Source organism: Ferrimonas pelagia (genome assembly GCF_039543565.1).
In the GTDB taxonomy this organism is placed as follows: Bacteria; Pseudomonadota; Gammaproteobacteria; order Enterobacterales; family Shewanellaceae; genus Ferrimonas; species Ferrimonas pelagia.
Genome location: NZ_BAABJZ010000071.1, coordinates 15,661 through 28,454, shown reverse-complemented (window position 1 = coordinate 28,454; position 12,794 = coordinate 15,661). Strand labels below are relative to the sequence as shown.

General features: G+C 52.2%; 12 protein-coding genes and 1 pseudogene. 6 read left to right on the top strand and 7 right to left on the bottom strand.

Annotated features, from left to right (window positions below):
- Nucleotides 1-719: 719 nt before the first annotated feature.
- A complete protein-coding gene (locus tag ABEA08_RS11075) occupies nt 720-1,499 on the top strand; it encodes a hypothetical protein (protein WP_345335366.1) in 780 nt (259 codons plus the stop codon).
- A 107-nt stretch (nt 1,500-1,606) separates the two neighbouring features.
- Here the strand turns inward: ABEA08_RS11075 and ABEA08_RS11070 are convergent, their stop codons facing one another.
- Together ABEA08_RS11070 and ABEA08_RS11065 are read right to left on the bottom strand one after the other, a co-directional pair.
- The gene (locus ABEA08_RS11070; protein ID WP_345335365.1) at nt 1,607-2,869 is read right to left on the bottom strand and encodes a tyrosine-type recombinase/integrase; all 1,263 of its coding nucleotides are present in this window, start codon (nt 2,867-2,869) and stop codon (nt 1,607-1,609) included.
- 291 nt (nt 2,870-3,160) lie between these two features.
- Entirely contained in the window at nt 3,161-3,808 is a 648-nt protein-coding gene (locus ABEA08_RS11065) for a hypothetical protein (protein WP_345335364.1), read from the bottom strand.
- Between the two features lie 304 nt (nt 3,809-4,112).
- On the opposite strand from ABEA08_RS11065, the gene ABEA08_RS11060 reads away from it, so the two are divergent.
- Nucleotides 4,113-5,522 (top strand): DNA cytosine methyltransferase, encoded by a 1,410-nt coding sequence (locus tag ABEA08_RS11060; protein WP_345335363.1) that lies wholly within the window; start codon nt 4,113-4,115, stop codon nt 5,520-5,522.
- 38 nt (nt 5,523-5,560) lie between these two features.
- Here the strand turns inward: ABEA08_RS11060 and ABEA08_RS11055 are convergent, their stop codons facing one another.
- Nucleotides 5,561-6,313 (bottom strand): TdeIII family type II restriction endonuclease, encoded by a 753-nt coding sequence (locus tag ABEA08_RS11055; RefSeq protein WP_345335362.1) that lies wholly within the window; start codon nt 6,311-6,313, stop codon nt 5,561-5,563.
- 239 nt (nt 6,314-6,552) lie between these two features.
- On the opposite strand from ABEA08_RS11055, the gene ABEA08_RS11050 reads away from it, so the two are divergent.
- From ABEA08_RS11050 to ABEA08_RS11040, 3 genes and pseudogenes are all read left to right on the top strand, one after another.
- Nucleotides 6,553-7,272 carry a YebC/PmpR family DNA-binding transcriptional regulator gene (locus tag ABEA08_RS11050; RefSeq protein ID WP_345335361.1) on the top strand — a complete coding sequence of 240 codons (720 nt, stop codon included), beginning with the start codon at nt 6,553-6,555 and terminating at the stop codon, nt 7,270-7,272.
- A 160-nt stretch (nt 7,273-7,432) separates the two neighbouring features.
- Nucleotides 7,433-7,654 (top strand): annotated as a pseudogene (locus ABEA08_RS11045) (RNA-binding S4 domain-containing protein); the annotation flags it as partial.
- A 117-nt stretch (nt 7,655-7,771) separates the two neighbouring features.
- The gene (locus ABEA08_RS11040) at nt 7,772-8,128 is read left to right on the top strand and encodes a ribonuclease E inhibitor RraB (RefSeq protein ID WP_345335360.1); all 357 of its coding nucleotides are present in this window, start codon (nt 7,772-7,774) and stop codon (nt 8,126-8,128) included.
- A 102-nt stretch (nt 8,129-8,230) separates the two neighbouring features.
- On the opposite strand, the gene ABEA08_RS11035 is transcribed toward ABEA08_RS11040, so the two are convergent.
- The gene (locus ABEA08_RS11035; RefSeq protein ID WP_345335359.1) at nt 8,231-8,383 is read right to left on the bottom strand and encodes a hypothetical protein; all 153 of its coding nucleotides are present in this window, start codon (nt 8,381-8,383) and stop codon (nt 8,231-8,233) included.
- Between the two features lie 228 nt (nt 8,384-8,611).
- Between ABEA08_RS11035 and ABEA08_RS11030 the strand changes: the two genes are divergently transcribed.
- A complete protein-coding gene (locus ABEA08_RS11030; protein ID WP_345335358.1) occupies nt 8,612-9,268 on the top strand; it encodes a YiaD family glycine zipper/OmpA-like lipoprotein in 657 nt (218 codons plus the stop codon).
- A gap of 77 nt (nt 9,269-9,345) precedes the next feature.
- Here ABEA08_RS11030 and ABEA08_RS11025 read toward each other — a convergent pair whose 3' ends face one another.
- The 3 genes from ABEA08_RS11025 to ABEA08_RS11015 all read right to left on the bottom strand — a co-directional run bounded on the left by ABEA08_RS11025 (nt 9,346) and on the right by ABEA08_RS11015 (nt 12,664).
- Nucleotides 9,346-10,146 carry a hypothetical protein gene (locus ABEA08_RS11025; protein WP_345335357.1) on the bottom strand — a complete coding sequence of 267 codons (801 nt, stop codon included), beginning with the start codon at nt 10,144-10,146 and terminating at the stop codon, nt 9,346-9,348.
- 135 nt (nt 10,147-10,281) lie between these two features.
- The gene (locus ABEA08_RS11020) at nt 10,282-11,100 is read right to left on the bottom strand and encodes a hypothetical protein (protein ID WP_345335356.1); all 819 of its coding nucleotides are present in this window, start codon (nt 11,098-11,100) and stop codon (nt 10,282-10,284) included.
- Nucleotides 11,101-11,317: 217 nt separating this feature from the next.
- Nucleotides 11,318-12,664, bottom strand: a complete 1,347-nt coding sequence (locus ABEA08_RS11015; protein WP_345335355.1) for a DEAD/DEAH box helicase — start codon at nt 12,662-12,664, stop codon at nt 11,318-11,320.
- Nucleotides 12,665-12,794: the final 130 nt, after the last annotated feature.

Genomic DNA, 12,794 nt, shown 5'->3' with positions numbered 1-12,794 from the left:
GCATCATTGGGCTCGGCTTCCTTGTCGGCCTGGTTGGTTTGGCGATTGATCAGATCGCACTTTGGAAGCCGAGTTCCCTCCAAATCTGAGAACTCAGTGATCTACATTTCGGAACAGTTATTTAGAACGTCAACAAGCACAAAGTTGACCTTTACTTGGTTGTAATGCTTCCAGTTGGGCTTATCTTGGACTTGTCTATCAAACTGCCTTCTATAAAGTAACTAAAGATGAAAAACGGGTCTCCATAGGATTCATATGATTTAAGCTAAACGCTAATATTGGCGGACAAGGCCATTTACTCAGGCAATAAAAACCGTCCTATAAAACAAGTTAAATAATAGCGTTAGATACCATCCTGCAGAATGACGCCTCCTTTTTAGTACAGCCCGTCACTCACATCAAATTAATAAGAACTAAAAGTTTATTAGCTGAGGCTTAATCGGTTATTCCTACACAGTCGGTTATTCCTACACACAGTCGGTTATTCCTACACACAGTCGATTATTCCTACACACAGTCGATTATTCCTACACACAGTCGGTTAGCAACCCAGCAAAAACAAAAAATCCACACAATGACTCCAATCATTGCTTGATGCAACCGACACGGAATTGGAACGATACGTGCACAAACGTCAGAAGAAATATTTAAAATGGTGGTGGAATAAATTATTAAATTGAGATTATGATACAAATATCAGTTATCAAAGGATCCTCATCATGGTCAAGCTTAACAAGCGCCAAATGCGCAATAAAAAGAAAAAACAGGCAGCAAAAAAAATGATGTCCAAGCTCAACAGACAAAACCGGGAGCGCAAACATCAACCTAACCTTTGCGACAAAGTAGAGGATGACAGCAACTGTATTAACTTGGACATGTGTGACCTGTGGTTTGGCTATAAGAGCACATCGATTCAAGATGCGTTGGACGTTCTAAGCCACGAAAATGCAATCTGTTTAGTTTTCCCTATGAATAAGTTGCAACTGGATGCGTTTAATCAAGAGCGAACAGACAATCTATTTTCAGAGGGTGATTGGGTGGTGTGCAGCCAAAATGAAAGCCGCGACTTCTCCGGACCCTTTCCATCTCGAATTGACGCCGAGAAATCCGCAAGTAATAATTATGGAGTAAAAGTATTTCGAAGAGCTGATAACAGTAGTACCGTTGAGTATGAATGCGATCATCTAGCCATAATACAAGGATACGATGGCGATATTAATGCTTGGGAGCAACTTTGTGCCTACAACTTCAACATTCATGGTTATGACTATTGCGACAATATTTTGTTTGAGATGATCTTTGATAGCGCTGTCAAAAAAATTCAGTCTATCGATGAAAAGAAAGCCGAATTACTTGAATCGCTATGGGGTACCGAACAATCTAGTATCCGTGACTTTCTCCAAAATGAAGGGCTGGAAGATGAGGCCGCGATGCTTTCCAAAATAGAAAGTGGTATCGAATACGACAACAACTGTCACGCTGCACCATCTATCCATTAAACATCATTACGATAGCGTCATGCATCAAAACTTACACCGTGTATGAGTATCGACCAATTAAAGGCCTTAACCATTGAGGCCTTTCCCAAAACTGCCCTTTTGCAGCCTTAACGGCCGAATTGCACCACGTTACTGTGCCCGATCACCTCCACCTCAGGTTGTTGAGGATCACCATCATCAAGATCCTGAGTTTTCGTCAGAAATTCCAACCACTGCTCCAACGCCGCCGCTTTCTCCGGCAAATACTGGCTGCGGTTGTAGATGGCCATCACGCCGCCAAGACTGTGGCCGAGCAGTTGCTCTACCACATGGGGCATCACGCCCATGTTGTTGAGGTTGGTTGCCAGGGTTCGGCGCAAGTCGTGCAACGTCCACTTCTCGGCATGCTTCAACTTTTGCCACAGTAATCGCCCAGACTGACTGACCGTCTCGGGCCGTTTGAGTTCGCCCAGCAAATAGCCACTGTGCAGGGTTTGGATGCGCAATGCGCGAAGCCATGGGATCAATGCTTCAGGTATAGGCCGGATGATCAGTACATCGGTTTTACTGTGGGCTTTAGGAACGGTCCAGAGTTTGTTCTTCAAGTCCCACTCGGACCACTGTGATAGGCGCACTTCATAGGAGCGCGCGCCGAACAGGATGAGCACTTTTATTAGACTCGACAGGTACGCGCCCAGCGCTTCGGTTTCTACTTGCCCCCAAAGCTGGCGCAGCTCTGATTCGGTCAGTACACGATCCCGCTTGCCCTGGCGCTGACCCACGTCCATAACAGTGAGATCGTCCAACGCTCGGCTACTGGCGTATTGCCGTACTCGACAGTAGCGTAATGCCTGTTTGGCGTTTTGCATGATGTAACCGGCTGCGACCGGGGCAGGGCGACGCTTGGTTCGCTTATCCCCTTTACGGATCTTGTCGAAGCACTCTAGCCAGATCTGCGTAGTGCACTCCGCCAGTGGCAGTGCGCCGATCTCACCGTAGATATGGCGATTAAATTGGGCCTTATGCTTACCAACATGAACACGATTGGGCTCGGCATACTCCCGCAGCCAATAGTCCAAAGCTTCCTTGACCGTTACCGGCGTCAGAGTCTGCTTTCGCTGCAGTAACCGCTTGTGTTTAGGGTCGTAGCCTTCCGCTAACCAATTCCGGCATTCAGCCGCAAGTTCGCGTGCCCGTACTAGAGAGATCTCCGGGTAGTCACCCAGATCGAGCCGCTTGCTCTTGCCTTCGATTTTATACCGGAGCTGCCAGCGCACTTTACCAAGCGTCGAGACCCGTGCTCCCAAGCCATCACCATCGGTCAGTGTCAGCACGCGTGGATGGCGCTTGTTGTGCACCGCTTTAAGGCTCTTGTCGTACAGTTTTGCCATGCTCGGACACCAATTCCATGTACCCCCATATGTACCCCGAGTGTGTCACAAGAACGAAAACATGCCAATAAAAATGGAAACAAGAACTGCGACATTTTTATTTTTATACATAGGCTTACGGTTACAAAACAGGGTAAAACGGAAACAATCCAAAACCAGTTCAAACTGTCTACGGCATGAACTAAAAGCCTGATGGCTTAATGTTCTGAGAAAACCGGCCCACGTGGCCGGTTTTTTGTTGCCTGACGTTCCGGTCGCGAACCAACCAAGCCCGCGACTCAACGCGGCTGCTCACTCCACCACGGGGTAGTGCAATCGACCCCAATCGTCGAGGGGCCGATCCATCATGATGCTGAGCATGACCGGCACCAAGGTTCGCATCAGCGCCACACAATCCCGCATCGAGTCGCGATTTAGCCCGCTGTTCCAGGTCGCACCGCCGTGCACCAATTGATTGCGCAGGGTATAGATCCGGCTGAACAGCAAAGATAAGATCTTCACTGTGTCACCGCGCGCCAATGCCCGCCGCGACACCAGTTGGGCCTTTTCAAACGACCAGCGCCAACCATCGTGACAGTCCGGCTGTTTTTGACACTCCCAAAAGGGTTGAAATACGTAGGGGTTATCCAACAACACCCGAATAGGCCCGGAAAACGTCTGCCACACGATGGCATCCAAGCGCTCCTGCTTGTCGATCCGGTGCAGATGGAACAGATAGTCCCTGAGGGCCTTGGCCTCCGGCGGGTGTTGATGACCCAGATCGTGGGCATAGGCGGCATTAAAGGCGATCCACAAAAACAGAAACTCGCCATCGGGATCCGCCTGACACTGCTCAGAGCGCTGCAACCAACTCAATGCTCGATGGATCCGCACCGAGGTCTCGGTGGGCCACGCTTCCCGCTCCGCCCGGTGACGCTGTTTCAGTTGTTGGTACTCCATTACGACTCCCACTGTCAGACTCCCTCGCTCAGCAACATAAGACGGGCAAGCAACAAGCGCAAGCTATCCCCAGCATAAACCTCACGGCCCGGTGTCACATCGCAAAGCCACCGCCTTGCGGTAAGGCTGACTTACACATTGTTTAAAACGCAACTTAGGAAGTTAATTTCACTTAAATCCAAAACACAACTCGTTAACAACGCTTAGCCACTAACAAACCTTACATCCAATGTACATTTGACAAAAGAACAACTCCCCTTAGAATGCGGGGTACCTACCACAGGTTTCGAAGGGGAAACTTTCAGTGAGTACCTATATTAGCATTAAAGATGCTGCAAGCTTCCTCTCCGTTAGCGAGCAGAGGGTAAGAACATTATGCCGCGCCGGCGAACTAGACGCCCAAAAATCGGGCGGAAGCTGGATCGTCCAAGGCGAGAGTCTGGAAAAATATGCTGCTATGACTGCTTCAACTATTGCAGAGGATCATCCTGCCTATAACGTCCCCAAAATGAGTACCACCAAGCCCATAGCGCTAAGTTTTTTCTCAGGAGCAATGGGATTGGATCTCGGCATTGAAAAGGCTGGCTTCGATATCCGCCTTGCTTGCGAAGTAGACAAATATTGTCGTCAAACGATCGCCTATAACCGCCCCAATACTGCACTACTGAGTGATATCTCACAATATAATGCGTTGGATATCCGCACGGCTGCGAAGCTAACTAAACAACAAGATATTGACTTGATTATTGGTGGACCCCCTTGCCAAGCATTCAGCACAGCAGGTAAACGTCAAGGCTTTAATGATGACCGAGGAAATGTATTTCTCAAGTACATTGAATTAGCTATCGAACTCAACCCCAAGTATATTGTTATTGAGAATGTACGAGGCCTTCTATCATGCCCATTAGAGCATCGTCCACACGATCAAAGAGGTATTGACTTTCCGGACTTATCTGATGATGAGCTAAAAGGTGGAGCCCTCAACTTCATCTTAAACATGATCATTAAGGCCGGCTATGGATACTCTTTCAACTTGTACAACTCTGCTAATTTTGGCACCCCCCAAATACGAGAAAGAGTATTTATAGTGTGTGCACGGGATGGATCAACGCCACCTTTTCTTACACCAACTCACTCAGAGGGTGGTGAGCACAATCTACCCCGATGGAAACCACTAAGGTCATGTTTATCTAATATCGAAAAACATGATCACCTTCACTTTCCTGAAAAAAGACTAAAATACTACCGGATGCTATCTGCAGGCCAGAACTGGCGTTCTTTGCCTGAGAGTTTCAAGAAAGAAGCAATGGGTAAGTCGTACTACTCGGGTGGTGGAAAAACCGGATTTTTAAGGAGGCTATCCTGGAATAAGCCGTCTCCTACACTTGTAACACATCCAGCGATGCCCGCGACCGACCTCTGCCATCCGGATGTCGAAAGACCGTTATCAGTACAGGAATATATGCGTATTCAAGAATTTCCTGATGATTGGTGCCTTGCCGGGCCACTTATCCAGCGTTATAAACAAGTGGGAAATGCCGTTCCCAAGAGCTTAGGTGTTGCCGTCGGGAAACTGATTTTGAAGCTATTACGAGGTGAGAGCGTTAGAGCAATACCTAATTTCAAGTACTCTAGGTACAAAAACACTAGTCATATAGACTGGTTATCGGAATTCGGAAAAAGAAAATCTGCTGCACAGAAAAAATGCGCCTAACATCTAACTGATGAATGGGTGGGCTAGCCCACCCATAATTACATGCGATCAACAATTAATTTAGCTTCTTTTCCAACCTCATCAAACAATGCAAGAAGAACGGAGTATGTTCCCTTACCACCAAGAAAATCCCAATACTCCTTTCCAATCAACACGCATTCATCTTTACTCATATCAAACAGTTTGTTGGGAACTGAATGTGCATAATCTATCTTTTCTTCTCCATACGGATTGTAATACAAAGCAAATACCGGTTTATTTTCAGGAGATGACGCCAGACAAAGCAACATGTCCCTCTTGGCTTTTTCCGTCTGGTCTAAATTAGGTTTTACTGTCTTTATTGATACGTAGTATTTAACACCTAACTTTGTCAAGTACAAATCTGAAATTAGCCTTCGGCTTACAACATCCCCTTTATTAAAAGAACATATTCTCTTTTTCTCTCTATTCCAGTTAGGCTGACTATTACCATCCCTAAGTGAACTACAAATCTGCTCGATTTCATCGACTGAACCTTTAAAAACACAAAGTTCCTCTTCATGCTGCCTTATGGCTTCGAAACCGTTATCCTTTGCAATCAGTAGCGAAATTTCTTCTATCGGCCCCTGCCCAAAAGACGTAGAAAAGGAGCGTTCGAACGCAGAAAACTTCAGCGCTTCGGTCGAAAAAAGTGCCTCATGAAAAGGCTTCTTTCCACCGCTTCCCTCAAGGTTTCGAGCTGTTCGGTTAGCCGCTCGCTCAACACAGCTATGAACAATTTCTTTTATTTTTTGTCTAGTTACAGCCTTCACCGTTTCCCCTCAAAACACAAATAACAGCAGAGTCACTTCTACAAAATAATCTATAAGTCATATAGTTACCACAGTCTTACGCTCCATTGTCGAAGTAAGATGTCACTCTGTGCCTTTGAAGTCCCAGTTTTACACCTACCTGAAACTGAAGTAACACGTTCTTCGTTGCCCTTCCCTGCCTAGCTGGTAAACTTCTGTCCCCATATCAATTGAACCCACTTTAAGCACGAGGATCCCCGATGGGACGCAGTTTTGAAGTTCGTAAGGCCTCCATGGCCAAGACCGCTGGCGCTAAGACCAAGGTCTACTCCAAATACAGTAAAGAGATCTACGTAGTGGCTAAGAACGGCAGCCCGGATCCTGAAGCCAATCTGGCACTGCGCGGCCTGATCGAGCGTGCAAAGAAAGAGCAGGTGCCTTCCCACGTGATCGACAAGGCACTGGACAAGGCCAAAGGCGGCGCCGGTGAAGATTATGAAGCGGCGCGCTACGAGGGCTTTGGTCCCGGCAACTGCATGGTGATCGTGGATTGTCTGACCGACAACAACAAACGCACCTTCGCCGAAGTACGTCAGTGCTTTGTCAAAACCGATTCCAAGCTGGGTGGCCCAGGCACCGTGGCTCACATGTTTGACCATCAAGCCATCTTCGCCTTTGCCGGCGACGATGAAGACGGGATCCTCGAGATCCTGATGATGGACGACGTCGATGTGACTGACGTAGAAGTGGAAGAGGGCATGACCACGGTGTTCGCTCCGCACACCGAGTACTTCAAGGTGAAAACCTCGCTGACCAACGCCATGCCGGACATCAAGTTTGAGATGGAAGAGATCACCTTCGTCCCCCAGACCTACACCAAGATCGAAGGGGAAGAGGATCTGGCGGCATTCGAGAAGTTCCAAGCGATGCTGGACGACTGTGACGACGTACAGAACGTCTACCACAACGCCGAGCTCTAAGTCCTCCGTGGCTTAGCCAGCGGACAGACGTCAACCCCCGGATCCCCATCCGGGGGTTTTCTTTTGCGCGCGATTTTTGCGGCCCGTCTCAGCGACGATCTGCGCATCAATGGATGAAACTCGCTATAATCGCGCCATATTGTTTTGATGAGAGTAGGCTATGTCCACTGCCATACTGGAGCTGCAGCCGGGTGACGAGTTCATCGAGTTGTACAAAGTCCTGAAGATCGAAGGTTGGGTGGGCGCCGGCGGTGAAGCCAAGATGCTGATCGCCGACGGCTACGTCATGGTTAACCACGAGGTCGAGACCCGCAAACGGCGCAAATTAGTGGCCGGAGACAATGTGATCTTTGGCGAGGAGTCGGTGATGATCACCGCGAGTACCCGTCCGGCCAGCGAAGCCAAGATCAAGGCCGCCAAACCGGCTGACAGCGAGTCACCTAAGCGCAAAGCGGCCAAGCCTAAAGGCCGCCCTAGTATCAAATTTTAAGGATCCAATATGTCTTTTCCAGATAACGCCAATGGCGAACTGCTTGCCCTGATGCAAGGCGAAGGGATCGATCTGTCCCAGCCTCACATGCTCGACTTCTACGTACTGTTTGGCAGTGAGAAACAGGGCCAATTGGCCGCAGATGCCGCCAAAGCCGAGTTTGGTGAAGCCGGCCTGTTCCTGAACTTGTCGGAAGAAACCGGCCAGTGGGAGTTGCGCCTGCAGCAAGAGATGGTGCCGGACTACGACGCCATCAATCAGGTCGAAGCTAAGCTGTCCAAACTGTCCAAACCATTCAAAGGCAAGCTGGACGGCTGGGGCATGTTGGAGCCGGAAGACGAGTTGGACGACGAGCTGGAAGACTAAGCCGCCCAACCCACCACATGCCACGGTGTGTGGCGGACGTTCACAGAGAAAGGCCGACAGCGGATGCTGCCGGCCTTTCGTGTTTTTACGCGTCGCAACCAGTTAAAACTGGTAGTGCAGCAAAACGGTCGGACCGTGATAGGAGAAAGTGATGTCGGCCTGCCGCACCCAATTGTCATGATCCACTTTGAGTCGGTAATACTGCCAAACCAGGCTCATACCAAGGTGCTCGGTGAACTCATGGGTTAGCTGCACTCGAACGTCCCCAACGGGAATTTTTTCATCTGCCTATCTCTTTGAATGATAAGCAATGAGTATAGAAAGCCTCAAGGCAACCCGCCGCCAGCATCGAACTGGACTCGGTTATTTTGCTAAGCTCGCAGCGGGCGACCGTGGTGAGCGCGCCGCCTGTCCATGTTGCATTCAGCATTTAGGTGGCAAAATGACCACTGTTTTATTTGGCGTTACCCAAGGAGTTACATAATGAAGATCCGCCTTGTTCCCCTCGCGTTGGCCGCGCTCCTGGCCACAGGCTGTGCCAGCACCGACGCCTATACCGGCGAGCAAAAAACCTCGAACGCCACCAGCGGCGCGCTAATAGGTGCCGTCGGTGGCGCCTTGATCGGGGCGGCGAGCTCCTCGAAGAGCGATCGCAAAAAAGGGCTACTGATCGGCGCCGCATCCGGTGCCGCCGTGGGCGGCGGCATTGGTCACTACATGGATCAACAGGAAGCCAAACTGCGTCAGCAGCTGGCAGGCACCGGGGTCTCCGTGGTGCGTCAGGGCGACAACATTCAGTTGGTGATGCCAAACAGCCTGACCTTTGATGTCGGCAGCGCGCGCCTGAAGATGCCAGCGATCAACACCCTATCCGGCGTCGCTTTGGTAGTGCAAGAGTTTGATCAAACCGATCTGCGGATCACCGGCCATACCGACAGTACCGGCAGTCGGGATCTCAACATGCGCCTGTCCCAAGAGCGTGCCGAAGCGGTCGCCAGTGAGCTGTTGCGCCATCAGGTTGCCGTTGGCCGCATGAATACCACCGGCGCCGGACCGGATCAGCCGATCGCCAGCAATCAGACCTCCGACGGCCAAGCACAAAACCGCCGGGTCGAGATCGTGCTGACACCCAAGGGCTAACCGTCGCCCCAGTTAGCAACAGGCCTCGCCGGTGATCCGGCGAGGCCTTTATTTTGCCTGCAAACTTACACCACTCGCTAATGCCGGCGCCGACCGATCTTGTGACGGTAGCGACGCCAATAGGCAAACCCCAACAAATAGATCCCGGCCAGGGCAAACGCCAAAGCGGTGCCCAGCGCGACGCCGATCAGCGGGTAGAGCTTGGCCACGGCAATGGTATACACGATCAAGCTGCCCACCCCATAAGGGAAGTGCTTGGCCAACACCATAGGTGGGCCGGTGCCGTAGCTCAACTGCAGCAGCAGCATCAGTGAAAACAGGGTCAGCGGAAAGGAGGCCAACATCCCCGCCCACTCAGGTGACAGCCAGTTAGCCAGGCTCGTAACGATCACCACCAACAATGCCGCCAACACGGCGCGACCCCAAAACATCCACCACTTTGGGTTCACGGCCCGAAAACTGGGCTCGAGCAGCGGGTGCAGCAAGCGGCTCGCAATCCAGGCCGCCACGACAGCAAACAGGGCTCCCCAGCCCGCAATATACGGGAGCTTCAACGCGAAGCTGGCTAAACCGTAAAATCCGAATAGAGCCAGTCCCATGGGAAACCAAGACCGCTCATGAAAGAGACGGGACGTCTGGGCGTAGATCACCACAAACCCCAAGCTGCACGCCAGTCCCAGCAGGCCGGAATAAGCCGCTTGCGAGGCATAAGCCGTCCCCTGCTCAATGCCATAAAAGAACAGAACCAGCGCGATCCCCAGCGGAAAACCCGATAAAACCCCGGCCCAATCCGGCCCCACCTTTTCGGCGATCCTAGCTAAACCAATGACCATGGTCACCGCCAACACGATCTTAATCATCAGCAGTAAATTCAGCACTTCCCCGCCTCTCCCGCATTGACATGAAAAGCTCAACATATGAACACGTTAACAAAAAGGTGTACGACAAGCTCACTGACTTCATCGCCCTGGCATTTTCGTCGGGAGCGGGTTGTCAGCCAATTAATATTGGCACTAATGCTCCGCAGGGAGTGCCTCGGAAGGCGCCGCCCGCAGCCTGCCCCGTCGCCGGTGCCAAAGTGAGAACAGCCCCAGATAGAGCCCTGCCAGCGCGAACGCGCTCAGAGTGCCAAGCCCGATCCCGATCCACGGGTAGAATTGCGCAACCCCCAAGGTATAGAGGATCAAGCTGCCTAGGCCATAGGGGAAGTGCTTGGCGAGGATCATCGCCGGTCGATTGTCGTAGTTCAGTTGCATCAGCAACATCAACGGCAGTAGCGTCAGTGGAAATGAGGCCATGACGCCCGCCCATTGGTGTGGCAGTACGTTCGCGAGGGCGGTAATGAGCACCACCAGTCCCGCCGCAAACATCGCCCGAGCCCACAGCATCCGCTTGCTGGCCGAGACGGCGGCAAACTGGGACTCTGGAATGTGGCGAGTCAGGCCAATGGCCAGCACGGCCCCGATCAGGGCGATCAGAGCGCCCCAACGACCCAGAGCCGGCGCCGCCTGCCCCAGACTCGCCGCTGCCAACAGTCCCAGTAGCGCCAAGCCCATCGGCCACCAAGAACGAACGTGCATACGATGAGCGCAGAGGGTGTAAATCGTGGCAAACCCCGTGGTGGCCACTTGCCCCAATAAGCCATAGTAGGCTGCGGCAGCGGCAAATTCCGGCCCCTGCTCAATGCCATAGAAGAACAGTAGGATGGCCGTCCCCAGCGGAAACCCAGTCAACACGCCAGCCCAGTCCGGACCAACCCGCTCAGCCACCCATGCCAAGCCCATGATCACCCCCACAGCGACCAGCACTTTAGCCAATATCATCAGTTCCATAGGACCGTTCTCATTGCACTAGGCCGTTGACTGCGTCGACCCGAGATCACGCCGATCGGGCAAAGTCGCCGGATCCGGCGCACCATAACAGGAACCGCAGGCAAACGTGCCCTCCCATTCGCTCCTGTCTGCGTATGGTTCGATAAACGCCCGCAGCCTCAATAAAAAAGCCCCCAAAGCTGGGCTTCGGGGGCTGTAATTTGACACGGAAGTAGGCTTATTCTTCCGGCGCGTCGGTCTCATCCAACAACGGCTTCGGGCTTTTCTTCACCTTCATCGGCGCATCGCCGATGTCTGTCATCTTAAAGGCAAACTTCTTCTTCACCTTTTGTGGCCCTCGCGCCGCCCCCTTGGCTTTCGCCTGCTTCTCCTTGGCCACACTCTTGCCTTTGCCCTTCACCGTCTTGATAGCGAAGCCTTTGAATTTGGCCTCCATCTGCGGGATCGCCTCAAACGCCAACTCCTGATCCAAGAAGGCTTCCAGCTGTTTAAAGCTCACCCAATCCTTTGGCCCCACCAAGGAGAAGGCATCGCCCTTGGCACCGGCGCGCCCGGTCCGGCCCACCCGGTGTACATACTCCTCGGCATGCTTGGGCAGGTCAAAGTTGATCACATGCGACACCCGTGCGATGTCCAGGCCGCGACTGGCCACATCCGTGGTGATCAGCACCTGCGCCTTGCCAGCGGCAAACTCCTGCATGATCTGATTACGCCCGCTCTGATCCAGCTCGCCCGACAGCGCCAAGCTGCTGTAGCCCCATTCGCTGATCAGCGCCGCCAATCGGTCGGTGTCGGCGCGCGTAGCGGTAAACAGGATCAGCTGAGTGAACGCCTGCCGCGTCAGCAAAGCCTTGAGCTGAGCTTCTTTATGATCCAGATGATCGGAGAACAGGAAACGATGATGGATATCGGCGTGGATCTGTGCTTCCGCGTCGATACGGATCCGCGCCGGGGTCTGCAGCAGATCGGCACCAAACTGGTTCACCTGGGCATGATCCAAGGTGGCCGAGAACATCAGAGTTTGACGCTTGCGATGATCCGCCGCCTTATGGATGGCTTTAAGCTGCTTATCAAAGCCCAGATCCAGCATGCGATCCGCCTCATCGAGGATCAGCAACTCCAACCCGTGCAGGTACAAGTGACCGTGCTCTAGGTGATCGGCCAGACGACCCGGTGTCGCCACCACAAAGTGGGGATCTCGCGCCAGCGCTTTGCTCTGCTGATTAAAATCTTCCCCCCCAAGGATCAGCTCTGACTTATAAGGGGTGTTCGCCACCACCAAACGCAGCTGACCATAAACCTGCTTTGCCAACTCGCGGGTCGGTGCCATCACCAGCACTCGGGGATCTTTCTTCGACAAGGCCTTGGTTTTCAGCATACGCTGCATCGCAGGTAACAGATACGCCAAGGTTTTACCGGATCCGGTACGGGAAGAGGCCAGCAGATCTTTGCCTGCGATGGCGGCCGGGATCGCTTGTTGCTGGATCTCCGTCGCCTGAGTAAAACCCAAATGTTCAACGGTGGCTAACAGGCGTCGATCTAACGCCAGCTCAGAAAAGTGCAAAGGGGGGCTCCATCTATCGGGGGGCAAAGCAGCAATTATAACCCGAACTGACTGCAGCGCGCTCAACAGTCTTACCCATGATGCATGCAATCGACAACGCGCCTCCCGCCTGGCCGACGACAAAATCGCG

Bases quoted from the DNA above. Each gene is read 5' to 3' on its own strand.
- ABEA08_RS11075 (WP_345335366.1), top strand. From the start codon at position 720: ATGGTCAAGCTTAACAAGCGCCAAATGCGCAATAAAAAGAAAAAACAG.
- ABEA08_RS11020 (WP_345335356.1), bottom strand. From the start codon at position 11,100: ATGGAACTGATGATATTGGCTAAAGTGCTGGTCGCTGTGGGGGTGATC.
- ABEA08_RS11065 (WP_345335364.1), bottom strand. From the start codon at position 3,808: ATGGAGTACCAACAACTGAAACAGCGTCACCGGGCGGAGCGGGAAGCG.
- ABEA08_RS11030 (WP_345335358.1), top strand. From the start codon at position 8,612: ATGAAGATCCGCCTTGTTCCCCTCGCGTTGGCCGCGCTCCTGGCCACA.
- ABEA08_RS11040 (WP_345335360.1), top strand. From the start codon at position 7,772: ATGTCTTTTCCAGATAACGCCAATGGCGAACTGCTTGCCCTGATGCAA.
- ABEA08_RS11070 (WP_345335365.1), bottom strand. From the start codon at position 2,869: ATGGCAAAACTGTACGACAAGAGCCTTAAAGCGGTGCACAACAAGCGC.
- ABEA08_RS11050 (WP_345335361.1), top strand. From the start codon at position 6,553: ATGGGACGCAGTTTTGAAGTTCGTAAGGCCTCCATGGCCAAGACCGCT.